General features: G+C 73.1%; 27 protein-coding genes and 1 tRNA gene. 16 read left to right on the forward strand and 12 right to left on the reverse strand.

Annotation, left to right across the window (positions count from 1 at the left end):
• Positions 1 to 12 precede the first annotated feature (12 nt).
• From OIM89_RS09495 to OIM89_RS09530, 8 genes are all read left to right on the forward strand, one after another.
• Positions 13 to 660 carry an ABC transporter permease gene (locus OIM89_RS09495; RefSeq protein ID WP_003950545.1) on the forward strand — a complete coding sequence of 216 codons (648 nt, stop codon included), beginning with the start codon at positions 13 to 15 and terminating at the stop codon, positions 658 to 660.
• The gene (locus OIM89_RS09500; RefSeq protein WP_030696410.1) at positions 653 to 1,963 is read left to right on the forward strand and encodes a betaine/proline/choline family ABC transporter ATP-binding protein; all 1,311 of its coding nucleotides are present in this window, start codon (positions 653 to 655) and stop codon (positions 1,961 to 1,963) included. The genes OIM89_RS09495 and OIM89_RS09500 overlap by 8 nt, the downstream gene beginning before the upstream one ends.
• Positions 1,960 to 2,823, forward strand: a complete 864-nt coding sequence (locus OIM89_RS09505; protein WP_030696409.1) for an ABC transporter permease — start codon at positions 1,960 to 1,962, stop codon at positions 2,821 to 2,823. The genes OIM89_RS09500 and OIM89_RS09505 overlap by 4 nt, the downstream gene beginning before the upstream one ends.
• Positions 2,820 to 3,800: a glycine betaine ABC transporter substrate-binding protein gene (locus tag OIM89_RS09510; RefSeq protein WP_264491144.1), complete on the forward strand. Its 981-nt coding sequence runs from the start codon at positions 2,820 to 2,822 to the stop codon at positions 3,798 to 3,800. The genes OIM89_RS09505 and OIM89_RS09510 overlap by 4 nt, the downstream gene beginning before the upstream one ends.
• A gap of 95 nt (positions 3,801 to 3,895) precedes the next feature.
• Positions 3,896 to 4,552 carry an ArsR/SmtB family transcription factor gene (locus tag OIM89_RS09515; RefSeq protein WP_151168232.1) on the forward strand — a complete coding sequence of 219 codons (657 nt, stop codon included), beginning with the start codon at positions 3,896 to 3,898 and terminating at the stop codon, positions 4,550 to 4,552.
• Positions 4,549 to 4,737 carry a hypothetical protein gene (locus OIM89_RS09520; RefSeq protein ID WP_151168234.1) on the forward strand — a complete coding sequence of 63 codons (189 nt, stop codon included), beginning with the start codon at positions 4,549 to 4,551 and terminating at the stop codon, positions 4,735 to 4,737. The genes OIM89_RS09515 and OIM89_RS09520 overlap by 4 nt, the downstream gene beginning before the upstream one ends.
• Positions 4,734 to 6,047: an MFS transporter gene (locus OIM89_RS09525; RefSeq protein WP_047470190.1), complete on the forward strand. Its 1,314-nt coding sequence runs from the start codon at positions 4,734 to 4,736 to the stop codon at positions 6,045 to 6,047. Before OIM89_RS09520 ends, OIM89_RS09525 begins: the two co-directional genes overlap by 4 nt.
• Positions 6,044 to 6,940, forward strand: coding sequence for an aminoglycoside phosphotransferase family protein (locus OIM89_RS09530; RefSeq protein ID WP_030696404.1), 897 nt, complete (start codon positions 6,044 to 6,046; stop codon positions 6,938 to 6,940). The genes OIM89_RS09525 and OIM89_RS09530 overlap by 4 nt, the downstream gene beginning before the upstream one ends.
• 19 nt (positions 6,941 to 6,959) lie before the next feature.
• Here OIM89_RS09530 and OIM89_RS09535 read toward each other — a convergent pair whose 3' ends face one another.
• Positions 6,960 to 7,757: a S16 family serine protease gene (locus OIM89_RS09535; RefSeq protein ID WP_030696403.1), complete on the reverse strand. Its 798-nt coding sequence runs from the start codon at positions 7,755 to 7,757 to the stop codon at positions 6,960 to 6,962.
• 10 nt (positions 7,758 to 7,767) lie between these two features.
• Positions 7,768 to 8,400, reverse strand: coding sequence for a hypothetical protein (locus OIM89_RS09540; protein WP_264491145.1), 633 nt, complete (start codon positions 8,398 to 8,400; stop codon positions 7,768 to 7,770).
• A gap of 292 nt (positions 8,401 to 8,692) precedes the next feature.
• On the opposite strand from OIM89_RS09540, the gene OIM89_RS09545 reads away from it, so the two are divergent.
• The gene (locus OIM89_RS09545; protein ID WP_217686010.1) at positions 8,693 to 8,869 is read left to right on the forward strand and encodes a winged helix-turn-helix transcriptional regulator; all 177 of its coding nucleotides are present in this window, start codon (positions 8,693 to 8,695) and stop codon (positions 8,867 to 8,869) included.
• Here OIM89_RS09545 and OIM89_RS09550 read toward each other — a convergent pair.
• From OIM89_RS09550 to OIM89_RS09565, 4 genes are all read right to left on the reverse strand, one after another.
• Positions 8,866 to 9,522, reverse strand: a complete 657-nt coding sequence (locus OIM89_RS09550) for a hypothetical protein (protein ID WP_175458618.1) — start codon at positions 9,520 to 9,522, stop codon at positions 8,866 to 8,868. The genes OIM89_RS09545 and OIM89_RS09550 overlap by 4 nt on opposite strands.
• A complete protein-coding gene (locus tag OIM89_RS09555) occupies positions 9,519 to 10,340 on the reverse strand; it encodes an ATP-binding cassette domain-containing protein (RefSeq protein ID WP_175458619.1) in 822 nt (273 codons plus the stop codon). The genes OIM89_RS09550 and OIM89_RS09555 overlap by 4 nt, the downstream gene beginning before the upstream one ends.
• 22 nt (positions 10,341 to 10,362) lie before the next feature.
• Positions 10,363 to 11,004, reverse strand: a complete 642-nt coding sequence (locus OIM89_RS09560; protein ID WP_003950533.1) for an IclR family transcriptional regulator — start codon at positions 11,002 to 11,004, stop codon at positions 10,363 to 10,365.
• A 455-nt stretch (positions 11,005 to 11,459) separates the two neighbouring features.
• A complete protein-coding gene (locus OIM89_RS09565) occupies positions 11,460 to 12,071 on the reverse strand; it encodes a CGNR zinc finger domain-containing protein (RefSeq protein WP_264491146.1) in 612 nt (203 codons plus the stop codon).
• 86 nt (positions 12,072 to 12,157) lie between these two features.
• Between OIM89_RS09565 and OIM89_RS09570 the strand changes: the two genes are divergently transcribed.
• Both OIM89_RS09570 and OIM89_RS09575 read left to right on the forward strand, forming a co-directional pair.
• Positions 12,158 to 12,934, forward strand: a complete 777-nt coding sequence (locus OIM89_RS09570; RefSeq protein WP_264491147.1) for an MBL fold metallo-hydrolase — start codon at positions 12,158 to 12,160, stop codon at positions 12,932 to 12,934.
• 105 nt (positions 12,935 to 13,039) lie between these two features.
• Positions 13,040 to 14,125 (forward strand): LLM class flavin-dependent oxidoreductase, encoded by a 1,086-nt coding sequence (locus OIM89_RS09575; protein ID WP_264491148.1) that lies wholly within the window; start codon positions 13,040 to 13,042, stop codon positions 14,123 to 14,125.
• 189 nt (positions 14,126 to 14,314) lie between these two features.
• Here the strand turns inward: OIM89_RS09575 and OIM89_RS09580 are convergent, their stop codons facing one another.
• From OIM89_RS09580 to OIM89_RS09595, 4 genes are all read right to left on the reverse strand, one after another.
• Positions 14,315 to 15,781, reverse strand: a complete 1,467-nt coding sequence (locus OIM89_RS09580) for a hypothetical protein (protein WP_264491149.1) — start codon at positions 15,779 to 15,781, stop codon at positions 14,315 to 14,317.
• A gap of 123 nt (positions 15,782 to 15,904) precedes the next feature.
• A complete protein-coding gene (locus OIM89_RS09585; protein ID WP_264491150.1) occupies positions 15,905 to 16,420 on the reverse strand; it encodes a DinB family protein in 516 nt (171 codons plus the stop codon).
• Between the two features lie 125 nt (positions 16,421 to 16,545).
• Complete coding sequence (locus tag OIM89_RS09590; protein ID WP_030696399.1) at positions 16,546 to 16,755, reverse strand: DUF397 domain-containing protein; 210 nt, start codon at positions 16,753 to 16,755, stop codon at positions 16,546 to 16,548.
• The gene (locus OIM89_RS09595; protein WP_047470183.1) at positions 16,752 to 17,582 is read right to left on the reverse strand and encodes a helix-turn-helix domain-containing protein; all 831 of its coding nucleotides are present in this window, start codon (positions 17,580 to 17,582) and stop codon (positions 16,752 to 16,754) included. The genes OIM89_RS09590 and OIM89_RS09595 overlap by 4 nt, the downstream gene beginning before the upstream one ends.
• A gap of 104 nt (positions 17,583 to 17,686) precedes the next feature.
• Between OIM89_RS09595 and OIM89_RS09600 the strand changes: the two genes are divergently transcribed.
• From OIM89_RS09600 to OIM89_RS09615, 4 genes are all read left to right on the forward strand, one after another.
• Entirely contained in the window at positions 17,687 to 17,857 is a 171-nt protein-coding gene (locus OIM89_RS09600) for a hypothetical protein (RefSeq protein ID WP_192831792.1), read from the forward strand.
• A 181-nt stretch (positions 17,858 to 18,038) separates the two neighbouring features.
• Positions 18,039 to 18,434 (forward strand): hypothetical protein, encoded by a 396-nt coding sequence (locus OIM89_RS09605; RefSeq protein WP_217466037.1) that lies wholly within the window; start codon positions 18,039 to 18,041, stop codon positions 18,432 to 18,434.
• Positions 18,435 to 18,508: 74 nt separating this feature from the next.
• Positions 18,509 to 18,637 carry a hypothetical protein gene (locus OIM89_RS09610; protein WP_008404592.1) on the forward strand — a complete coding sequence of 43 codons (129 nt, stop codon included), beginning with the start codon at positions 18,509 to 18,511 and terminating at the stop codon, positions 18,635 to 18,637.
• A gap of 59 nt (positions 18,638 to 18,696) precedes the next feature.
• Positions 18,697 to 19,815 carry a methyltransferase domain-containing protein gene (locus OIM89_RS09615; protein WP_052231106.1) on the forward strand — a complete coding sequence of 373 codons (1,119 nt, stop codon included), beginning with the start codon at positions 18,697 to 18,699 and terminating at the stop codon, positions 19,813 to 19,815.
• Between the two features lie 40 nt (positions 19,816 to 19,855).
• Here OIM89_RS09615 and OIM89_RS09620 read toward each other — a convergent pair whose 3' ends face one another.
• Positions 19,856 to 20,341 (reverse strand): DinB family protein, encoded by a 486-nt coding sequence (locus OIM89_RS09620; RefSeq protein ID WP_257203886.1) that lies wholly within the window; start codon positions 20,339 to 20,341, stop codon positions 19,856 to 19,858.
• Between the two features lie 150 nt (positions 20,342 to 20,491).
• Positions 20,492 to 22,177 (reverse strand): DEAD/DEAH box helicase, encoded by a 1,686-nt coding sequence (locus tag OIM89_RS09625; RefSeq protein WP_010642755.1) that lies wholly within the window; start codon positions 22,175 to 22,177, stop codon positions 20,492 to 20,494.
• A 379-nt stretch (positions 22,178 to 22,556) separates the two neighbouring features.
• On the opposite strand from OIM89_RS09625, the gene OIM89_RS09630 reads away from it, so the two are divergent.
• A tRNA-Cys gene (locus OIM89_RS09630) sits at positions 22,557 to 22,628 on the forward strand.
• Positions 22,629 to 22,718 lie beyond the last annotated feature (90 nt).

Raw genomic sequence — 22,718 nt, forward strand, 5'->3', positions numbered from 1 at the left:
GCGGTGTCATCAGTGAACTTTTGGGAGTACTTGGGCAACCGGCACCAGCAGTTGCTCGCCGACGCCTACCAGCACGCGAGTGCCGTCTTCCAGTGCATGGTGGTGGCGACCGTGATCGGGGTGCTGATCGGCGTCGCGACCTACCGCAGCGGCTGGGCGGGGAACCTGGCGACGCTGACCACCTCCTCGATCCTGACCGTCCCCTCGCTGGCCATGATCGGTCTGCTGATCCCGCTGGTGGGACTGGGCGTGGCGCCGACGGTGATCGCGCTGACCCTCTACGGGCTGCTGCCGATCGTGCGGAACTCCATCGTGGGGCTGCGCGGGGTGGACGCGACGCTGGTGGACGCGGCCAAGGGCATCGGGATGTCGCGCTGGGCCCGGCTGCTGCGGGTGGAACTGCCGCTCGCCTGGCCGCCGATCCTCACCGGCATCCGGGTCTCCACCCAGATGCTGATGGGGATCGCGGCCATCGCGGCCTTCGCCTCGGGCCCCGGGCTCGGCAACGAGATCTTCCGCGGCATCTCCTCCCTGGGCAGCGCCAACGCGCTCAACCAGGTGCTGGCGGGCACGCTCGCCGTGATCGTGCTGGCCCTGCTGTTCGACGCGGCGTACGTGCTGATCGGCCGCCTGACGATTCCGAGGGGTATCCGTGCCTGAGTCGCCCGCAACGCCCGAGTCCCCCGACAGCCCCGGCGCCTCGGCGGCGGGCGCGACGCTCGCCGAGGCGGCGCCCGGCGGCGACACGGCCTCGGGCGCCTCGATCGAGCTGGAGCACCTGACCAAGCGGTACCCGGGCACCTCCGTCCCGGCGGTGGACGACGTGAGCCTGGAGATCAAGGCGGGCGAGACGGTGGTCTTCGTCGGCCCCTCCGGCGGCGGCAAGACCACCCTGCTGAAGATGATCAACCGCCTGATCGAGCCGACCAGCGGCCGCATCCGGATCGGCGGTGAGGACGTCACCGACATGGACCCGGTCCGCCTCCGCCGCAAGATCGGGTACGCGATCCAGTCCTCGGGCCTCTTCCCGCACATGACGGTGGGGCAGAACATCGCCCTGGTGCCGAAGATGACCGGCTGGCCCAAGAGCCGCATCAAGGCCCGCGTCGAGGAGATGCTCGACCTGGTCGGCCTGGACCCCGGCGAGTTCCAGGGCCGTTACCCGCGCCAGCTCTCCGGCGGCCAGCAGCAGCGGGTCGGCGTGGCGCGGGCACTGGCCGCCGACCCACCCGTACTCCTGATGGACGAGCCCTTCGGCGCCGTCGACCCGATCACCCGGGACCACCTCCAGGACGAGCTGATCCGGCTCCAGCACGAGCTGCACAAGACGATCGTCTTCGTCACCCACGACTTCGACGAGGCGATCAAGATCGGTGACCGGATCGTGGTGCTCCGGGACCGTTCGCAGATCGCCCAGTTCGACACCCCGGAGGCGATCCTCACCAACCCGGCCGACGACTTCGTCTCCGGTTTCGTCGGCGCCGGAGCGGCCCTGAAGCGGCTCAACCTGACCCGGGTCCGGGACGTGGAGATCCGCGACTGGCCGACGGTGGGCGTCGAGGACCCGCTCCAGTCCATCTTCGAGGCGCTGCGCTCGGGCCGTACCAACGAGCTGCTGATGCTGGACCGGCGCGGCCGCCCGTACAAGTGGCTGCGGCGCGGCGACCTGATGCGCGCCAAGGGCTCACTGGCCGCCGCGGGCACCCTGGTCCACGACACGGTGACCCGGGACGCGACGCTGCGGGACGCCCTGGAGGCGGTCCTCACCGACAACGCGGGCCGGGTCGCGGTGACCGGGCGGCGCGGCGAGTACACCGGGGTGGTCGACATGGAGACCCTGATGAACTCGGTCCACGAGATGCTGGAGGAGGACCGGCTCGACGCGATGGAGCACCAGCAGGAGCTGGCCGACCAGCGCGCCGAGCGGGAGCCGGGGGCGGGCGGCGGGGAGGCAGGCGCATGAGCCACCCCGCTCCCCGCGACCCGGGCACCCACGAGGCGCGGGGCCACCTCTTCCGCGACGACGGCGAGGCCGACCACGACGACCGGCCGGCCCCCGAGCCGGACGGCCCGCGCAAGCCGGCCCGGCGGGTGAGCTGGCAGAAGCTGACCTTCCTGCCGGTCTTCCTGCTGCTGGTGCTGCTCGGCACCTGGCTGTGGTTCCGGGGCGCCGACCTCGACGCCATCTCGGAGAACGCGCTGGGCGGCGGCAACGTCTGGCTGCGGCTGCGCCAGCACATCCAGCTCACCGTGATCTCGACCTTCTTCGTGCTGATCATCGCGATCCCGCTGGGCATCCTGCTGACCCGCCCGCGTCTGCGCCGGGCCGCCCCGATCGCCACCGCCCTCGCCAACATCGGCCAGGCCACCCCGGCGATCGGCCTGCTCGCCCTGATGGTCATCTGGCTGGGCATCGGCGAGCGCCCCGCCCTCATCGGCATCATCATCTACGCCGTGCTGCCGGTCCTCTCCAACACCGTGGCGGGGCTGAAGGCCAACGACCCGACGCTGCTGGAGGCGGCCCGGGGCATCGGCATGTCCCCGCGCGGCGTCCTGCTCAAGGTCGAACTGCCGCTGGCCGTACCGCTGATCCTGGCCGGGGTCCGCACGGCGCTCGTCCTCAACGTCGGCACCGCCACCCTGGCGACCTTCGGCGGGGGCGGCGGGCTCGGCGACCTCATCACCACCGGCATCACCAACCAGCGGATGCCGGTGCTGGTGCTGGGCTCGATCCTCACCGTGGCGCTGGCCCTGCTCGTCGACTGGCTGGCCTCGCTGGCCGAACTGCTGCTGCGCCCCCGCGGCCTGGAGGTGGGCACGTGATCCGGTCACGCGCGGTACGGGCCCGGGCCGGGCTCGCCCTGCTCCTCTCGGGAGCCCTGGCCGGCTGCGGCCTGACCAGCGGCAGCCCGATGGTGGACGACGTCCAGCCCGGCACCGTCGGCAGGGGGCGCCCGCTGGAGGGGGCGAAGCTCACCGTCACCTCGAAGGAGTTCACCGAGCAGCTGGTCCTCGGCGCCATCATGGGCATCGCCTTCCAGGCGGCCGGCGCCTCGGTCCTGGACCGCACCGGCATCCAGGGGTCGATCGGCGCCCGCGAGGCGGTCAAGTCGGGCGACGCGGACGCCATGTACGAGTACACCGGCACCTCCTGGATCACCTACCTCGGCAACAGCGAGCCGATCGTCGACCCGCAGGAGCAGTGGGAGGCGGTCCGCGAGGCCGACAAGGCCAACGGCATCACCTGGCTGCCCCCGGCCCGCCTCAACAACACCTACGCGCTGGCGGTCAACCCGGCGACGGAGAAGAAGTACGGCATCAAGAACCTCTCGCAGGTGGCGGAGTTGTCGAAGCGCGACCCGGGCGCGGTGACGCTCTGCGTGGAGAGCGAGTTCGCCTCCCGCCAGGACGGGCTGCCGGGCATGCAGAAGAAGTACGGCATGAACATCCCCGCCTCCAACATCAAGAAGATGGACGGCGGCATCGTCTACACCGAGCTGTCCAGCGGCCGGTCCTGCGCCTTCGGCGAGGTGTTCACCACCGACGGCCGCATCAAGGCGCTCGACCTCACGGTCCTGGACGACGACAAGAACTTCTTCCCCAACTACAACGTCGCCCCCGAGATCAACACCAAGGCCCTGGAGAAGTACCCGGCCATCCCCGAGGTCCTGGCCCCCATCACGGCCAAGCTCGACAACGCCATCGCCCAGGAACTCAACTCCAAGGTGGCGGTGCAGGGGCAGGACCCGCACACGGTGGCACTGGAGTGGATGCTCGCGGAGGGGTTCGTCAAGGACTGAGGGAACGGGCGCGTCCGCTTGCAAAGATTCCCTTGCAAAGGAATCCATGCAAAGAATCACTTGCAAAGCAGTCTTTGCAACCTTACGTTTCTGGCATGCCCTCCCCCTCAGAGCCCGGTGCCACGCCCGAACCCACGGCGCCTTCGGAACACAAGGTCCGCACCCTCGATCCCCGCTCCCTGCGCGGGCTCGCCCACCCCCTGCGCATGCGGCTGTTCCGGGCGCTGCGCGAGAGCGGGCCCGCGACCGCCTCCCAACTCGCCGGCCGGCTGGACGAGTCGAGCGGCGCGACCAGCTACCACCTGCGCCAGCTCGCCGCGTACGGCTTCGTGGAGGACGCGCCCGAGCACGGCAAAGGGCGGGAGCGGTGGTGGCGGGCCACCTCACAGGGCATCCGCCTGGAGCCGGACCGCCTCAACCTCGCCGACCCCGTCCAGCGCGGCGCCGTCGACGTGCTGATGCACGAGGTCGCCGACAACCACACCGAGGAGCTGTCGACCTGGCTCGGCACCCGCCACGAGTGGCCCACCGCGTGGCAGGAGGCGTACGACCTGAGCGACTACAGCTACCGCCTCACCCCGGCCCAAGCCATGGAACTCCGGGAACGCGCAGGTGAGTTGCTGGAGTCCTTCCGCGCCTACGAGGCCCAGAACGCCGACGCCGAGGACGCCGCCCCCTACCGCGTCCATCTGCACGGCTTCCCCCGTAAGACCTCCCCCAGCCACCCGGACTCCACGGAGGCCCAGTCATGACCCCGCACCCCGACATCCACCACCTCCTCCACACCCAGGCCGTACGCACCCTCCCCGCCGGCCCCGTCCCGGAACCGTCCCCCTGCGAGCCGCCCGCCACCCCGCGCACCCGCCTCGGCTGGGCCCTGGTCACCCTCGGCCTGCGCCTCGCGGTACCCCCCGTCGCACGCCCCGCCCTCCGGTGACCGCCGACGCCCTCGCTCCCCCACGCGACCGCCGCCCGCTCGCCCTCACCCTCGCCGCCAACACCGTCTCCATCACCGGCAACGCCCTCACCCTGATCGGCGTCCCCTGGTTCGTCCTCCAGACCACCGGCTCGGCCACCCGGGCCGGGGTGGTCGCCCTCTGCGCGACGCTGCCCGTCGTCGTCTCCGCCCTCTTCGGCGGCCCGCTGATCGACCGGATCGGCCGGCGCCGGGCCAGCGTCCTCTCCGACCTGGTCTGCGCCGCCGCCGTCGGCGCCGTCCCGCTCCTGCACCACCTGGATCTGCTCCCGTTCTGGCTGCTCTGTGCCCTGATGGGGACCAGCGGCCTCTTCCACGCCCCCGGCGAGACCTCCCGCAGTTCCCTCCTCCCGGCCCTCGCGGCCCGCGCGCACACTCCGATGACCCGCGCCGCCAGCCTCTACGACGGGGTCTCCCGGGGCGCGAGGATGCTGGGCGCGGCCCTCGGCGGTGTGCTCATCGCCGTGCTGGGCCCGACCTCGGTCCTCGTCCTGGACGCGGCCACCTTCACCCTCTCCGCCCTGCTGATGGCGTACGGCTTCCGGCACGTACCCGAGGCTCAGCCCCTTCCCCGGAACGCGCGCACCGGCTCCTACCGGGCCGAACTCGCCGAGGGATACCGCTACTTGGCGCGCACCCCGCTCCTCCTCGCGATCTGCGCCATGGTCATGGTGACCAACGGCCTCGACCAGGGCTGGTCCGCCGTGCTGCTCCCCTCCCACGCCGCCACCCACCTCGGCGGCGCCACCCAGCTCGGCATGCTCTCGGCCCTCTGGGGCGCGGGCGCGCTGACCGGGACCTTCCTCTACGCGGCGTTCGGGCACCGGCTGCCCCGGTGGCCGGTCTTCACCGTCTGTTTCCTGCTGATCGGCGCGCCCCGGTTCGCCACCGCCGCCTTCACCGACACCGCCCTGCCGCTCGCCGTGCTGCTGCCGCTGACCGGCCTCGGCGCGGGCGCCCTCAACCCGATCCTCTCCACGGTGACCTTCGAGACCGTCCCCGAGCGGCTGCGCACCCGCGTCCTCGGCGCCACCACCGCCGCCGTCCTGCTCACCACCCCGCTCGGCGGCCTCTTCGCGGGCCTGATCACCGACCACCTCGGCCTGCGCACCGCCTTCCTCGTCGTCGGCACCGGCTACTTCCTCGCCACGCTCAGTCCGCTGGTCTTCCGGGTGTGGCGCACGATGGACCGGACGGGGCCCGGACCCGCCGCCCCAGAACGGAAACCGGTGGACACCCCTGCCCCCGCACGGTCGGATGGTGCTCCATGAGCGCCCCTCCCCCCACCCTCCCCCTGGTCGACGAAGCCCTCGTACGGCGTCTCGTGGCGGCACAGTTCCCCGAGTGGGCCGGGCTGCCGGTCGAGCGGTTCCCCTCCGGCGGGACGGTGAACGCGATGTTCCGGCTGGGCGGGGAGCTGGCGGTCCGGCTGCCGCTCACCGAGGGCGGGGCCGGCGACGTCCCGCTGGAACGGGAGTGGCTGCCCCGGCTCGCGCCCCTGCTGCCCTGCGCCGTGCCCGAGGTGGTCGGCACCGGGGAGCCCGGCGAGGGGTACCCGTGGCCGTGGTCGGTCGGACGCTGGCTGCCCGGGCGGAACCCGGAGGCGGGCGCGGTGGCCCAACCCCGCGCCCTGGCCGAGGACTTGGCGGAGTTCGTCCGGGCGATGCGTGCCGTCGGCCTGCCGGGCGCCCCGGTCGCGCACCGGGGCGGGCCGCTCTCGGCGCTGGACGCGGAGACCCGTAAGGCGCTGGCGGTGCTGGGCCGGGACCCGGAGGAGGGGGTGGACGCGGACGCCCTGACCGCCCTCTGGGACGAGGCACAGGGCCTGCCCACCCCGTCCGGCCCGGTGTGGCTCCACGCCGACCTGATGCCCGGCAACCTCCTGATGGACGAGGGCGGACGGCTGAGCGGCGTCATCGACTTCGGTTGCCTGGGCGCGGGCGATCCCGCCTGCGACCTCTTCCCGGCGTGGAACCTGCTCCCGGCCGAGGCCCGTCCAGTCTTCCGCGAGGCCCTCGGCGTGGACGAGGCGACCTGGCTGCGCGGCCGGGCGCGGACCCTCTCCCAGGCCGTGATCGCCCTGCCGTACTACCGGCGTGGCCGGAACGACGCCATGGCCGCCAACGCGCGCCACGTCATCCGCGAGGTGGTGGGCGAGCGCTGAGAGGCCCGGGGCCCGGCCTTCAGCAGGACGGGACCTTGCCCCCGCGCTCCAGCGCCCGCAGCGAGTCGATCGCGCCGTTCAGCGTGGTGACCGGGATGAGCCGCATGCCGGAGGGCAGCTCGGCCTGCGCGTCCCCGCACTCGGCCTTCGGGACGAGGAAGACGGTGGCGCCGTCCCGGGAGGCGGCGCGGGTCTTCAGCGAGACGCCGCCGACCGCGCCCACCTGGCCGTCGGCGGTGATGGTGCCGGTGCCCGCGATGGAGCGGCCGCCGGTCAGGTCGCCGCCGCTGCCGTCCCCGTCCAGCTTGTCGACGATGCCGAGCGAGAAGAGCAGCCCGGCGCTGGGCCCGCCCACGTCGGCCAGCTCCAGCCGCACGTCCACACTGCCGGGCTTGCGGCCGAGCTGCTTCAGGGCCGCCTCGACGGCGACGTTCTGCGACTGGACCATCTGGTCCCGGTTGTACTGCTGGATCTCCTTCGGGGTGTCCCCGCTCGGGTAGACCGCGTCCACCGGCATCACCGCCTGGTCGGAGCGGAACCAGCCGTCCACCACCTGCCCGATCCGCACCGGCGTCTGCGGCCCGGTCGCCTCGATCGTGGTCATCCGCAGCTCGCCGGTGGTCTTCCGGGGCTCCTCGCCCTTGATCGTGATGACCTCGCTCCCGTCCTGGGAGCCGAGCACATCGGCGGTCATCCCCGGCTGCGCCACCGCGAACGGCAACGGCGCGAGCGCGGTCACCGCCAGCAGGGCCACCGCGGGCGCGGCGCAGATCGCGAGGGCACGGGGGCGCGGGAGAGCGGCGAGCTTGGAGAACACGCGCCCCAATCTAGTCGCCCGGGTGCGCGGGCGCGGGCAGGGGCGTGGGGGTCGTGAGGCGGGCCCACTCCCAGGGGGCGTGCGCGCTGAAGACGGTGACCCGGTCCCCGTGGACGCGGCGCAGGGCGCGCAGCCGCTCGCGCGTGGCCCGGACGGCCTCGGCGCCGGTCTGCGCCCCCGGCTGGACCGGGGCGAAGGCGGGGTGGGCCGACGGCGGGGCCCGCTCGGTCTCCCCGTGGTACCTGTACGCGCCGCCCGCGTGCAGGAGCCATCGGCCGTCCCCGCCGCGTACGGCGACGCCCGCGGGCCCCGCCGAGTGGCCGGGGAGCGGCACCAGCAGCACCTCGCAGGCGAGTCCCGGCACCCGCGCCATCCCCGGGAAGCCGAACCATTCCGCGCTCCCGTCCGCGACGGCGGGTGTCAGCAGCGGGCCGTGCGCCCGGTGCGCCGGCAGGAAGCGGTCGAGGCTGTGCCGGTGGTGCGGGTCGGCGGGGCCGGTGACGGCCCGGTACTCGGCGGGGTGCACGTGGACCCGCGCGCCGGGGAAGTCGGGCAGTCCGCCGGCCTCGGCACCACCGGGGCGTTCCCCGCCGAGCGGCGGTATCTTCCGCAGCGAGCCGCAGTTCAGGTGGTGGACGCGCACGAGGACCGCCGGGAGAAGCGGTCGGGGCAGGCGGTTCGCACGAGACGTCAGGAAGGGCCTTCGTGACTCACCAAACGGTTGGAGACGCGCCCGGCGGCGGCCGAGGTCCCCTGGCGGACTGCCCCGACCGCGACCTCGTACCGCCGGACCACCACCGACAGCCCAGCTGCCCCGTGGACATCACCCTCGCCGTGCCGGCCGGCCGGTGGACACCGCTCGTGCTCCGTGAGTTCCTGCGCCGGGGCCGGGCCACGTACTCGGAGCTGTCCGCCGCCCTGCCGCCCTGTCGGACATGGTCCTCTCCGACCGGCTGGCCCAGTTGACCCGCGCGGGCGTCCTCGACCGCCACCGCGTCCCCGGCTGGCCCCCGCGCGTCCGCTACACCCTCAGGGAGCAGGGCCGGGCCCTGGTACCGGTGCTGCACAGCATGTGGGAGTGGGGCACCGCCCGACGGCAGGAGAGCCGCTAACCCCGCCGCACCCCCACCTGGTGGGCCACGCCCGTGGCCCCCGCCAGCAGCACCACGGCCACGGCGAGCTGCCCGCCGACCGGGGCCAGCAGCGCGCCCGGCCCGGCCTCCGCCGAGAGGAGGTGGAGGAGCCGGTTGACGGGCGGCAGGCCCTGGGTGAACAGGGCGGCCAGGACCAGGGCGAGGGCGGCGGCCAGGGCGTACCCGGGCCGGGGCACGACCTGCGGGGAGCAGAGCACGCCGACGGCGCACCCGGCAAGCGCGGCCGTGGCCTGTGCCACCACGCCGATGAGCAGGCCCGCCGGCGTCACCTCGTACGAGCCGGTCCACAGCGGCAGGAGCAGGCCCGGCACCATCAGGGCGGTGCAGCAGGCCAGCGCCGTGGCGACGGAGGCGAGCAGCACCTTCCACGCCCCGCCCGCGCTCACCGCGAGAATCGCCCGCCGGGCCGGGTCGCCCAGGCCGGTCACCACCACGGTCAGCCAGGTCGCGCAGAGGAAGAGGGCTCCGGCCGAGGAGGCGTAGGCGGAGGGGAGGGGGCCCCTCCCGTTGACGGTCAGCACGGTGAGGACGCCGGTGAAGAGCAGGACGGGGGCCAGATGACGCTGGCTGTGCAGCAGGGTGGCGGCGGTGCAGCGGACGAGGGCGATCACCGGGCGGCCTCCGTCACGCGGGCGACCGACCAGCCCTCGCGCAGGGCGGCGAGGAGCAGGGCGTCGGTGTCCTGCCGGGGGACCCGCAGGGCGAGTTGTCCGTCCGGGCCGGGCTCGGCGCGGACGCCCGGAAGCGCAGCCGGGGGCCGGGGGCCGGAGCCCCGCCAGGCCAGGACGACGTCCACCAGGTCGCGGGTCCCGCTCTCCCCCTGCGGCGTGACCCGCCCGTCGGCCACGTGCAGGCTACGGGTGGCGTGGGTGCGGGCGAGCGACTCTCGGTGGTCGGTGAAGAGCACCGTCCCGCCGCCCGCGGCCACCTCGGCGAGCAGTTCGGCGAGTACCTCGTGAGCGGAGGCGTCGAGGCCGGACCACGGTTCGTCGAGTACGAAGAGGCCGGGCGGGACGAGGAGTGCCTGGGCGACGGCGACCTTCTGCGCGTTGCCCTTGGAGAGGGTGGCGAGCGGCGCCTCGCGGCCACCGGAGAGCGCGAGCCGGTCCAGCAGTTCCCCGGCGCGGGCGGCCGACCGTGCCGTGCCCAGTCCGCGTACCCGGCCGAGGTGGGTCAGGTAGGCGGTTGCGGACATCCGCCCGGCGGGCGGAAAGCGGTCCGGTACGTACCCGACCACGCGCGGCCGTCCCGTGACCGTGCCCCGGCTGGGGCGGGTGAGCCCGGCGGCGAGCCGCAGCAGCGTCGACTTGCCCGAACCGTTGCGGCCCACGACGGCGACGACCTCACCGGCCCGGCACTCGGCGTCCACGTCCCGGAGCACCCAGCCGCCCCGCAGGCCGTACCGCTTGCCGACCTCTTCCCACCGCACCCGCCGGCCCGCCCCCTGCCGCTCAGCGCAGCGCGTCGGCGACCTCGCGGGCCGCGTCCACGACCCGGGGCCCGACCCGCTCGGGTACGGCGTCCGACAGCATGACCACGCCGACGCTGCCCTCGATCCCGGTCAGTCCGAGGAGCGGGGCGGCGGCACCGCAGGCTCCGGCCTCCAGTTCGCCCTGGGTGAGGGTGTAGCCGGGGTCGGGCAGTTCGTTCTGGCGGACGGCGAGTATGGCCCGGCCGGCCGCGCCCCGGTCGAGAGCGTGCCGGAAACCGGTGCGGTAGGCGACGTGGTAGTCGGTCCAGGTCGGCTCGACCACCGCGACCGCCAGCGCCTCGGCGCCGTCGACCAGGGTGAGGTGGGCGGTGGCGCCGATGTCCTCGGCCAGCGAGCGCAGAGCGGGCAGCGCCGCCTCGCGCACCAGCGGATGGACCTGCCGGCCGAGCCGCAGCACCCCGAGCCCGACCCGGGCCCGGCCGCCCAAGTCGCGTCTGACGAGGGCGTGTTGTTCGAGGGTAGCCAGCAGTCGGTAGACCACCGTGCGATTGACGCCGAGCTTGTTGGACAGCTCGGTGACGGTCAGGCCGTGGTCGGTGTCAGCGAGCAGCTTGAGGACCCTGAGGCCCCGGTCGAGCGTCTGAGAAGTCTCCGCGGTCACGACGCCCACTCCTTAGGTGTGAGGGTGCGGCAGTGGTGAGGTGCGGCGGCATCCGGGTGGGGCGGCGGCGCCGGTCCCAGCGGCGACGCGCGTCAGAGGCCGCCGAGCGCAAGGCACCGGCTGCGCTCCGCGGCGACGCTGCCACGGGGCGTGTACGTTGCCGGGAATGTAGCGAGCGGCCCCGCTCAGCGGAAGGGTCCGTCCAGAATCCGGGCGATCATCGGGGAGTGCGCCCCGGTTTGCCCTCGGTGTCCGGCACTCCGCCGCTGCTCACCCGCCCGCGATGCCTGGTGAGTCTGCCGCCCAGAGGCCGGGCGGCAGACTCACGATCGTGGGGAACGGCCAGCACGGAGGGCGAGGTGCGCCGTCCATGCCGGGGGCTTGAGGGTGTGCGAAGCCGCGCCCCGGCGCGGGTCCGGTGAACCAGCGGCGGGGCGGGCTGGGGGTGGCCGGACTCAGTCGGCGGTGTTCTGCGTGCGGCGGGCGTAGGCGCGGGCGGCGCGGGCTCGGTCGCCGCAGCGGACCGAGCACCAGTGGCGGCGCCCGGCGCGGAGCAGGTAGCGGTTGCAGGGGGTGGAGGGGCAGGCCGTCAGGCGTTCGGCGTCGGGTCCGGTGAGCAGGTCGGCGGCGTCGGCGGCGAGGATGCCGAGGGCCTGGTCGACGATCTGGTCGATGGGGTGCGGGGCGGTGCGGTGCATGCCGCGGACCGAGTCCCAGCCGAGCGGGGCGGCGGTGGGGACCCGTGTGAGGGCGTCGTTGACGGCTGCCAGCGCGGCGGCGGGAGCCGGATGCCCGCCGACCTGGGCGGCGAGCAAGGCGCGTACCTGCTCGCGCAGGGAGCGCAGACGTGCCGCGCAGATCTCCTGCAGACCGGCGTCCGCAGGGGCCAGGTTGTGGTCCACCAGCCACTGGTTGGCGCCGGAGGGCGTGCCCAAGGCATCGAGGAACTGGCCACCCGGCAGGGCGATGGCGCTGTTGGCGAGGTCGAGGGCGGGGTAGTGCTCAGCGCCCGGCGCCGGCGGCAACCCCGGCACGTCGACGGTGGTGACGGTATCGGTCTCACTCACACATCTCACGCTACAGCTTGCTTTCATCCGTGACAAACGCCTATGGTCACGGATGTAAGCCAATCTATCCGTGAGGTGATGTCGTCATGGCAGCAACCGACGTGTCCAGCGAGCAGGTCCCCATCCGTGTCTTCGGCGGTCCGACCGCGCTCATCGAGTACGGCGGGCTGCGGTTCCTGACCGACCCGACCTTCGACGCCCCCGGCACCTACCCCTCCGGGCTGGCCAAGACCGCGCCCGCCTCCGCCGCGCCCGCTGATCTGGGCCGTATCGACGTGGTGCTGCTGTCACACGACGAGCACGACGACAACCTCGACGCCTCGGGCCGGACCCTGCTCGCCGATGTCTCCCTGACCCTGACCACGCCCAGTGGCGCGGGCCGGCTGGGCGGCACCGCACGCCCCCTGAAGGACTGGGAGTCCATCCAGCTCGACCGCCCCGGTGGCGGCACGATCACCGTCACCGCCGTCCCGGCCCTGCACGGCCCCGGAGCACGCGCGGACCTCGAACCCGTCGTCGGCGAGGTCGTCGGCTTCGTCCTGAACGGTGACGGCCTGCCCACCGTCTACGTCAGCGGCGACAACGCCCAGCTCTCCCTGGTCCGCGAGATCGCCGACCGTTTCGGCCCGGTGGACACCGCCGTACTGTTCGCCGGTGCGGTCCGCACTCCCGTCCTGGACCGCGCACTGCTCACCCTCGACAGCGCTCAGGCCGCCGAGGCCGCCCGCGTCCTGGGCGCCCGCCGCATCGTGCCGGTCCACTACGACAGCTGGGCCCACTTCACCGAGGGCCGCGACGAGCTCGTCGCCGCCTTCACGGCCGCCGGTCTCGCCGACCGCGTCGACTTCGGCGTCCGCGGCTGACCCCACGTACGCCAGAGAGGGCCGAGCGCCGGCCGACACAGACACGCCCCTGCTGTCGCCCGGCGCCCGGTCCCACCTCCCGCACCACCGAAGGACCGCTCCACCATGACCGACCCGACCCGCGGCACCCGCCACGGCTCAGCCCCCACCCCCCTGTCCGTACTGGACTCCGCCATGACCGGCACCGGCCAGACCGCCGCGGAGGCGCTGGCCGGCAGCATCGAACTTGCCCGGCTAGCCGACCGGCGCGGCTTCACCCGCTACTGGATGAACGAGCACCACGCCATGCCCGGCGTCTCCACCTCCAGCCCGCCCGTCCTGCTGGCCCGGCTCACCGCGGAGACCAGCAGGCTGCGGCTCGGCGCGGGCGGGATCATGCTCCCCAACCACCCGCCGCTGGTCGTCGCCGAACAGTTCGGCATGCTGGACGCCCTCGCCCCCGGGCGCATCGACCTCGGCATCGGCCGCGCCCCCGGCACCGACCACACCACAGCCACCGCCCTTCGCCGCGGCGCGAGCGATGCCGAGGACTTCCCCCAGCAGGTGGCCGAGCTGCTGCACTTCCTCGGTGACGACTTCCCGGCCGAGCACCCCTACGCCGACCGCGTGTACGCCGTACCGGGCCCCGCCCAGGACCGCCACAACGGCGTCACCCCGCCCACCGGCCGCCTGCCGGTGTGGCTACTCGGCTCCTCCGGCTACTCCGCGCAGCTCGCCGCCCGGCTCGGCCTGCCGTTCGCCTTCGCCGCGCACTTCAACCCGCGCGACGTCGTGACCGCCCTGCGCCTGTACCGCGAGCAGTTCACGCCGTCCGAGACCCTGGCCGAGCCGTACACGCTGGTCAGCTTCACCGTCGCGGCATCCGACAACGAGCATGAGGCCCGCGGCCAGGCCGGCACCCTCGCGCACGCCATGCTCCGCATGTTCCAGCGCAAGTCCTACCTGCTGCCCTCCCCCGAGGAAGTCGACGCCTACACCTACGACACCCAGGAACGCCGAGCCGTCGACAGCTGGCTGAACCACGTCCCGCACGGCACCCCCGAACAGGTCACCGCCCACCTCAACCAGGTCCAGCGGGACTCCGGCGCCGACGAGCTCATGATCTGCAGCGTCGGCCACTCCGTCCAGGCCCGGCTGCGCTCCACCGAGCTGATCGCCGACGCCTACGGCATGCCCGACCACTCACACTGACGCGGGACGGGCGACCCGACGCCGACCGCTCTTCACCGCCGGTCCCCCTGCAGTTCCAGGAGTTCCCGTGGCCACCGTCCCCGCCCTGTCGGGCAGTCCCTCCCGCACCTCTCGTACCGCTCTGCTGGCCGAGCACACCGCCTCGGCCCTGCGGAGCCGCGGTCACCGCTCCTACGTACTCGCCCTGCGCTACTTGCCCGCGGCAGCGCTGCTCTCCGCAGACACCCACGACACCTCGCTCGCCCGCGCCGTGAACCTGGTCGCCGAGGCCGACGCCCTCGCCGGAGCGGGCCGGATGCGGCGCAGCCGCGAGTTCTCCGGGTCGGCCGGGTCGGTGTACTCCACGGCCGGAACGTCCAGCAGTTCGGAGAGCCCGGGGAAGACCGGCGGAATCTCCGCCTCCCCGACGCGGACCGCCTCGCCGCTCTCGCTGCGGTGGGCTGCGGCGTGGGCGGCCCCGATCTCCATCAGGTACTTCCCGGGTTCCCCCCGGCCGCCGGCCCTGTCCTCCCGCACGACCTGCTCCGCGTAGGTGTTCATGGAGGCGGCCCTGCGGTGCTTCATCTCGGGCCCCGGCACCTTCCGTGCGGGCATGCCGTCGATGCCGCGTACCCGGACGCCCTGACGGCGCGCCTCGGGGAGGAACTGGGTGAGACCCCCTGCCGTGAGGTCGTTGATCCGGTCGTAGTTCTCCATGAACTTGCCCAGTCCGTCGCTGAGTTCCCCGGTGTTCAGATACCGGTCGACCTCCGCCTGGTACGAGTCGTCGCGCAGGCTCTCCAGGTAGACGGTGGCCACCCCGGCGGCCTTGAGGCGGGCCAGGTTGTCGGTCAGGAAGCGCCAGGTCGGGCTACGCCGGTGGGCGCCGCCCACGATCACCCCGTCGTGGTCGGCGAGCAGGCCCTCGATCCCTCCGATGACCTCGCCGATCTGCTGGAGCCTGCCGTCGACCTCCGGGGCGAAGGCCGGGTCCGCGCCGTCGGCCGGCCGCGCCCGGCCCAGCGCCCCGGTGTCGGCCAGAAGCTTGCGGTCCCGCGCGTCCTGCCGCTGCCAGTACGGCGCGGAGTGCGGGTCCGCCCGCCCCATGTCCTCGATCACCTCGGTGTCCTGCATCCGGGTGGGGTCCGCGTCGGGCCGGTGGCTCCCTGCACGGCCGAGCGCCACCCGCAGGCTCCTCTCCCGCTCGCCGAGGGTCTGCGGGTCCTCGTCGATCTCCAGCCGCTGCTTGGCACGGTCCGCCTCGCCGAACCCCGGCCGTCCCTCGGCCCGCGTCTCGATCTCCTGCCACAGGCCGGGATCGGTCACCTGGTTTCGCGTCCGCTCCTTCTTCCTCGACTTGCGCGGGCCGCGCACCCGCAGCGAGGGGCCGGGCGGGTGCCGGTGCAGTTCCTCCTCGGTGACCCGCTGCACGGGCGTGCTCCCGGCGGCGGCAGCCGGGGCGGCCGGGGCGGCCGGGGCGGCCGGGGCGCGCTCGCCGAGGATCCGGGCCAACGCGGCGTTCCCGGCCAGCCCTTGCAGGGTGGCCGCCGCACCCGGGGTGAGCCGGTCGGCGTCGGTGACCAGTGGCGCCCGCCGCACCTCCGCCACCCGCTCCTGCGGCCGCACCCACGAGACCCGGCCGGGCTGCCCCTCCGCCCTCTCCTCGTCACGCCGCATGCCGCCCCGCTCCCCGTGGTCCGTCAGCTGTCGCCTCCCACCGTCACCCGGCGGGGCGGGCAGGCGGAAGGGCGCAAGGGCAACGACAGGGGCAGCGTCCAGGGTCCGGCCCGAGAACGGCGGCTACGGGCCCACCCGCCCGTCGACCAGTTCCCGCACCACGTCCAGGTGCCCGTTGTGCCGGGAGGTCTCCTCGATGAGGTGGAGCAGAATCCACCGCAGATCGACGTGCCGGCCGTCCCGAATGGGCCGCCGCGCCTTCGCGTCCAGGCTGTGCCCGGCCACCAGCTCCCGGAACCGCGCACTCTGTTCCTCGTACTCGGCCAGCAACTGAGGCAGCGGCACCTCGACCGCCGTCCGCATCTCGGGGTCCGGGTCCTCCTCGGTGGCATGAACCAGCGGCCCGGCCTCCTCCCCGTCGAGGAACACCTCCTCCAGCCAGTAGTACTCGACCCACCGCAGATGGCTGATCAGCCCACAGAGCGTCATGAGCGGCGATCCCGGCAACGGTGCCCTCACCGCGCCCTCGGCCGACACCCCCTCACACTTGGCGATCGCGGTGGCCCGGGCGTAGTCGAGGAAGGTGGTGAGCTGGGTACGTTCGTCCCAGGCGGCGGGGGTGTCGGTTCGTTGAGTCATCGGGTGGAGTGTGACCTACGGGGTGCTCTGCGGCGAGCGAATAATCGCACCGGTACGCCGCGAGCGCACGAAGGGGCCCCGCCACGCACCTTGCCGGTGCGCCGGCGGGACCTCCACCGAACCGATCAGACGGCCCGAAACGCACCGGCCTTGACCCCGCCCACGAAGGACGCGAACGCGGCAGCGGGGAAGCCCAGAACCGGCCCCGCCAAGTCCTTGGAGTCACGGACGGGAACCAGGCCGTCAGAGGCGACGAGGTTGGTGGCCACCTCGACGCACTGGCCGCCGTTGCCGCTGTAGGAAGACTTGAACCAACGAGGGGATTCACTCGTCACGATGTGCCCTTTCGTAGCTGCTCAATCATGGCCACGGAAGCTGCTTGCGACATGGCCTCGGCCTGTAGTTGATGATAGGCCGCCAACAGGGGGAGCACGGCTTCGCTGTTGCGCTCAAGACGGCCATGCTGCGAGGACTCGGCGTAGGAGATCAGCGACCGATCGCGCATGGTCAGCACAGTCAACGGAAGGCTGAGAGGCCGCCGCGCGCCCATGCTGAAGGGAGCGATCTGCAGCACGGTATGCGGCCGTTCGGCAAACTCCAGCAGTTTCGCGAACTGTGCATCCATGATCTCCGGAGTTCCCATGGGCCGGAGAACACACCCCTCGTCCAGCACGACGAACAGCAGAGGTGCGGGTGATCGGTCGAGGGCAGCTTGTCTCGTCTCCACCAGCCTGACACGTTCCTCAGCCTGGTCCGGAGTGATGGCCTCCCTGCGCACCGCGTCCGCTTCCAGCGCCGACGCGTACTCCTGCGTCTGGAGCAGGCCGGGTATGACCCCGACCTCGTACAGCCGCACCTCCATGGCTCGCTCCTCGTACCCGATGTACTGCGGAAAGCCCTCGATGAGCGCCGTGTGCCGGGCCGCCTGACTCTGGCTCACCAGACGCCCACGCGCACCCAACGCCTGGTCACACCTTGCCGCGAGCCGCTGGGTTGGAGGGCGTCGACCAATTTCCAGCGCCGAGATGTGAGCTCCCGAGCAGCCCACGTGTTCGCCCAGTTGATCCTGGGTCCAGCCGCGTTCGTCGCGCAGCCTGCGGAGAAGCACGCCGAAGGCCGCGCTCGGCGACCGCTCGGGGTCCAGCTCTCTACGGTTGACCATTACGTACCCAACTCATCTGCCGTTTTGCGTCAGTTGATGACGCTCTGAACGATAGGCCAAGCTGTGCGCTCCCGGTAGCGAAATGGCTACAGAGAGGAGCAGCCATGCCTGTGGAACCCGAGCGGCCGTCCCCCTGCCGCACCTGCCAGGAGTTCACGCTCGCCGAAGCGGTGGCCAACGGGGAACGGGACTACAGCAAGGCCACCGACTGCCGCGTCCTCCTCAAGCGCCACCGGCAGTCCGCCGAGTGCACGGGCGCCCTGGAGCAGGAGTGACCGGCGAGGACCCGGTGCCCGCGCAGGAGCCGCCGGAGTTCAACCCGCTCCGCTACCCGCCTTGCGCGTGCCCGCGCCACTCTCCCGGACCCGGCCCCGAACCGGACAAGGACGATGCCGAAGACTCCGCCCTCCTGCGCGAACTCCGCATCCGGATGAACGAGGAGAACCGCTTACGCCGATGGGCGCGGGGGCAGTCGTGACCGGCGTCGAGCACGTCGAGTACCTGGCGGACGCGCACGGCGGCAGTGGCGCCCGGAGCGTCTTCCTCGGCGGAATCATCACCCCGACCCGCCGCCTCTCCCTCCGCTGGCTCCGCCGCCAGGCCCACCGCCTCGCCGACGCCCTCGACCCCGATCCGCGCACCACCCGTCTCCCCGCCCGCGCCCTGCTCCCCGCATCACCCGGCACGGAGCACGCGCCCTCCCAACTCCGCTTCTGGGCGGCCGACCTGGCCTACGCCGAGGAAGCCGCCGACCGCCTCGCGACCGGGTACCCGTACTGCTTCACCGCCCGTGAGGGCCCGGCCTGGTACCGGCTCACCGCGCGCCCCCTCTTCACGACGGCGCGCCCCTGACACTTCGCCCGGTCGTCGCTGTGACGGACGCCGGCCCGGCGAGGCTCGTACACACACCACACACAAGGAGAAGCATGAAGACCGACCTGTATGCGAGTGGCGGCGGCGACGGCCTGCCCGGCGAGCCCTACCCCGGACCGCACCAGCCGCCGAGCCCGGACGGCGGCCCGGGCGTGCCGAACCCGCCCAAGAAGGCCGCGTGACCGTGGCCGGCCACGCACACCAGGGACGCCCCAGCCACACCGGGCTGGGGCGCGCCCTCATGACCGGCGGGGCCCTCGCGCCCGACTGGCTGCCCGCCTTCACCGAGGTGCCGCGCTCGGCGTTCCTGCCCGAGCTGATGTGGCCGTTCGCCATGGAGGCGGGCCGAAGCGTGCCCGTCTCACGGTCCGGTGACCCGGAGTCCTGGCTCGCGTACGCCGACGCCGACGTACCGATCGTCACGCAGTGGGACGACGGGCGGCACGCGGGCACGGAGCCGGGGGAGGTCTCGACCTCGTCGGCGTCCATGCCGAGCGTGGTCTTCCGGATGCTGCGCGCGCTGGACGTGCGCGGGGACCACCGTGTCCTGGAGATCGGCACGGGGACGGGATGGAACGCCGCCCTGCTCGCGCACCGGGCCGGTGCCGGGAACGTCGTCACCGTGGAGGTGGACGGAGCCGTGGCCGAACGGGCGGAACGCGCCTTGGGCGTCTTCGGGGCGCCGGTGCGGGTGGTGCACGGCGACGGGTTCCAGGGCTTCCCCGAGGGCGCGCCGTACGACAGGATCATCGCGACGTGCGGCCTGCGGTCGCTGCCGTTCGCCTGGGTGCGCCAGTCCCGGCCGGGCGGCGTCATCGTGGCCCCCTGGGGGACGCACTACAGCAACGCGGATGCCATCGCCCGGCTTGTCGTCGCCGAGGACGGGCGGAGCGCGTCCGGGGCTTTCGCCGGGCCGGTGGAGTTCATGAAGCTCCGCTCCCAACGGCTGCCGCCCGTCGTCCATCGCGCGTACGTCCCGGACACGGTGGCCGCCGGCCAGGAGACCACGACCACGGTGGGGGAGGCGGCGTTCGCCGGGGACCGGTTCGGCGCCGGGCGGTTCGCGCTGGGACTGCGGGTGGGCGCGTGCCTGAACGTCGTCGCCGGGAAACGCGGCGGTGCCCGGCCGGTGTGGTTCTACGGGCTCACCGACCGTTCGTGGGCCTGCGTGATGTTCCGGGACGGCGCCGCGGCCCGCGTCTGGCAGTCCGGCCCGCGCCGGCTGTGGGACGAGGCCGAGGCGGCGCTGACCTGGTGGGAGGAGCGGGGCAGGCCGGGCCATGAGCGCTTCGGCCTGACCGTGACCGCAGTGGGGCAGTCGGCCTGGCTGGACGACCCGGCCGACTCCTGGGAGGTCTGAGCAGTCCGGCCCCCGGGGCAGCCGCCCAGCCACCCACCCTTTAGGTCAGCACCAGCCACCGCCGGCCGTCGATCAGCTCCCGGGCCGCATCCAGATGCTGCTCTCCCTCGAAGTGCCCCGGCCACCAGGCCAACGGCGCGTCCGCGACACCCCCCGCGGCCAGCCGGTCGGCGATCCGCGCCTCCACCCGGTACCGCTCCAGCACCGCCCCCGCGTCCGCCCCCTCCCCCACCTGCCAGGCGTCCCCCATCCCCGCCAGCGAAGCGATGACCTCCGCGTCCCCCGCGAACACCGCCTGGAACCAGAACCGCTCCACATCCAGCGCCAGATGCCGCACCAGCCCGAGACAACTCCACCCCGACGGCAACACGGGCCGCCGCAACGCCTCCACGTCGAGCCCGTCCAGAATTCCCCGCACATGCCGCCGCTGCCCGTCCAGCACTCCCAGCAGCACCCCGACCTCGGCATCGACCGGGGCGGCACCACTCAGCACCCCGGCAGCCTCATCCCTCTCGTTGGTATGCACAGCTGTCAGCATTCACCAACACCCCTGCACTGCCCAGGGTTTGGACCGGCGGCCCACAATCAGCCCGGCCGGCGCTTGAGGCCACCCCTCCGCAAGGCCCGAAGGGCCGAGCCGAAAGGCCGAGCCCAGCACCCCGAGCCCAGCAGAGGCTCAACCCCGAGTGGCCCATTCGCGCACCTTGTCGATCCGCTGCCGGATCTGCCCAGCAGTGGCCTCCGCACTGGGCGGCCCCCCACAAGCCCGCCGCAGCTCGTTGTGGATGACCCCGTGCGGCTTCCCGGTCTGGTGGACGTACGCCCCCACCAGCGTGTTGAGCTGCTTACGCAGTTCCAGCAGCTCCTTGTGGGAGACGACGGGCCGCCGCTCGGCGGGCAGTTCGAGCAGGTCGGCCTCGCTGTCGGGCTTCTTGCGGCTGTGCGCGATCTGCCGGGCCTGCCGCTTCTGGAGGAGCAGCTGCACCTGGTCGGGTTCGAGCAGCCCGGGGATGCCGAGGTAGTCCTGCTCCTCCTCGGACCCGGGGTGGGCCTGCATGCCGAACTCGGCGCCGTCGAAGAGGACCCGGTCGAAGACGGCCTCGGACTCCAGGGCCTCGAAGGAGAACTGCTCCTGCTCCCCGGTGTCCTCGTCCTGCTCCTTGTTGGCCTCGTCCATCTCCTTCTCGGACTCGGCGTACGGGTCCTCCTCGCCGTCCTTCTTCGGCTTGTCGAGGACGTGGTCGCGCTCGACCTCCATCTCGTTGGCGAAGCCGAGCAGCATCGGGACGGTCGGCAGGAAGACCGAGGCCGTCTCGCCGCGCCGCCGGGAGCGCACGAAGCGCCCGACGGCCTGCGCGAAGAAGAGCGGGGTGGAGATGGTGGTGGCGTAGACGCCGACGGCCAGGCGCGGCACGTCGACGCCCTCGGAGACCATCCGGACGGCCACCATCCACCGGTCGTCGCTCTTGCTGAAGTCGTCGATGCGCTGTGAGGCACCGGAGTCGTCGGAGAGGACGAGGGTCGCCTTGTTGCCGGTGATCTCGCGGATCAGCTTGGCGTAGGCGCGGGCCTGGTCCTGGTCGGTGGCGATGACCAGCGCCCCCGCGTCGGGGATGGCCTTGCGGACCTCGGTGAGCCGCTGGTCGGCGGCGCGCAGCACGTTGGGCATCCAGTCGCCGCGCGGGTCGAGCGCGGTGCGCCAGGCCTGCGAGACGGCGTCCTTGGTCATCGGCTCGCCGAGCCGGGCGGCGATCTCGTCGCCCGCCTTGGTGCGCCACCGCATCTGCCCGCTGTAGCTGAGGAAGATCACGGGGCGGACGACGCCGTCGCCGAGCGCGCTGCCGTAGCCGTACGTGTAGTCGGCGGCGGAGCGGCGGATGCCGTCGTTGCCCTCCTCGTACGTGACGAAGGGGATCGGGTTGGTGTCGGAGCGGAACGGGGTGCCGGTGAGGGCGAGCCGGCGGGTGGCCGGCTCGAACGCCTCCAGGCACGCCTCGCCCCAGGACTTCGAGTCACCGGCGTGGTGGATCTCGTCGAGGATGACGAGGGTCTTGCGCTGCTCGACCCGGTTGCGGTGGAGCATCGGCCGGACGCCCACACCGGCGTAGGTGACGGCGACGCCCTGGTACTCCTTGCTGAGCGGCCCGGCGCTGTACTCCGGGTCCAGCTTGATGCCTATCCGGGCGGCGGCCTCGGCCCACTGCTTCTTCAGGTGCTCGGTCGGCGCGACCACCGTGACCTGCTGCACGACGTGGTGGTGCAGCATCCAGGAGGCCAGGGTGAGCGCGAAGGTGGTCTTCCCGGCGCCCGGCGTGGCGACCGCGAGGAAGTCGCGGGGCTGCTCCTGGACGTACTTGTCCATCGCGGCCTGCTGCCAGGCCCGCAGCTTTCCGGCGGTACCCCAGGGGGCCCGTCCGGGGAAGGCGGGTGAGAGGTGATGGGAGGCGGAAGTAGTCACGGTCTCCGATTCGGTGCTCTCGGCTCGGACCGGGTCGCGCCCCGGCCCACGTACGACAACCGGGCCACCCTACCCGTGCGCGACCCCCGTCCCGTCCGCCGAACCGGGAGTGCCGGGCGATGCGACAGGGGTCACAGCCGTACGGGCGCGGCCGGGCCGGGGCGCGGTTGTGTCGGCAGTGTGGCAGTCGCGTTGCGTGCCCGTCCGATCGCTTGAGGCCGCCTCCCGCGCGGGCCTAACGTCGTCAGTGCGCCGGGGAGGTCCCCCAGATCTCCCCGGTCAGGACCGTGTGCCCGAGAGGCTCAGGGACTCGTCTGCAAAGCGAGGAACGCGGGTTCGAATCCCGCCACGGTCTCGGTCCCAGCCGCCACCCGGCGACGGCCCCGCCCCAGGAGAAGGGGGCGGGGCCGTCGCCGTGCGGGGGCCCGGACGCCGGGCCCCCTAC

Origin of the sequence: Streptomyces sp. BI87, assembly GCF_025957665.1 — a bacterium.
GTDB lineage: Bacteria > Actinomycetota > Actinomycetes > Streptomycetales > Streptomycetaceae > Streptomyces > Streptomyces albidoflavus.

Bases quoted from the DNA above. Each gene is read 5' to 3' on its own strand.
- OIM89_RS09595 (WP_047470183.1), bottom strand. From the start codon at position 17,582: ATGGTCAACCGTAGAGAGCTGGACCCCGAGCGGTCGCCGAGCGCGGCC.
- OIM89_RS09605 (WP_217466037.1), top strand. From the start codon at position 18,039: ATGGGCGCGGGGGCAGTCGTGACCGGCGTCGAGCACGTCGAGTACCTG.
- OIM89_RS09615 (WP_052231106.1), top strand. From the start codon at position 18,697: ATGACCGGCGGGGCCCTCGCGCCCGACTGGCTGCCCGCCTTCACCGAG.
- OIM89_RS09585 (WP_264491150.1), bottom strand. From the start codon at position 16,420: ATGACTCAACGAACCGACACCCCCGCCGCCTGGGACGAACGTACCCAG.
- OIM89_RS09580 (WP_264491149.1), bottom strand. From the start codon at position 15,781: ATGCGGCGTGACGAGGAGAGGGCGGAGGGGCAGCCCGGCCGGGTCTCG.
- OIM89_RS09575 (WP_264491148.1), top strand. From the start codon at position 13,040: ATGACCGACCCGACCCGCGGCACCCGCCACGGCTCAGCCCCCACCCCC.
- OIM89_RS09545 (WP_217686010.1), top strand. From the start codon at position 8,693: ATGGTCCTCTCCGACCGGCTGGCCCAGTTGACCCGCGCGGGCGTCCTC.
- OIM89_RS09515 (WP_151168232.1), top strand. From the start codon at position 3,896: ATGCCCTCCCCCTCAGAGCCCGGTGCCACGCCCGAACCCACGGCGCCT.
- OIM89_RS09610 (WP_008404592.1), top strand. From the start codon at position 18,509: ATGAAGACCGACCTGTATGCGAGTGGCGGCGGCGACGGCCTGCCCGGC.
- OIM89_RS09530 (WP_030696404.1), top strand. From the start codon at position 6,044: ATGAGCGCCCCTCCCCCCACCCTCCCCCTGGTCGACGAAGCCCTCGTA.
- OIM89_RS09600 (WP_192831792.1), top strand. From the start codon at position 17,687: ATGCCTGTGGAACCCGAGCGGCCGTCCCCCTGCCGCACCTGCCAGGAG.
- OIM89_RS09570 (WP_264491147.1), top strand. From the start codon at position 12,158: ATGGCAGCAACCGACGTGTCCAGCGAGCAGGTCCCCATCCGTGTCTTC.
- OIM89_RS09520 (WP_151168234.1), top strand. From the start codon at position 4,549: ATGACCCCGCACCCCGACATCCACCACCTCCTCCACACCCAGGCCGTA.
- OIM89_RS09625 (WP_010642755.1), bottom strand. From the start codon at position 22,177: ATGGACAAGTACGTCCAGGAGCAGCCCCGCGACTTCCTCGCGGTCGCC.
- OIM89_RS09505 (WP_030696409.1), top strand. From the start codon at position 1,960: ATGAGCCACCCCGCTCCCCGCGACCCGGGCACCCACGAGGCGCGGGGC.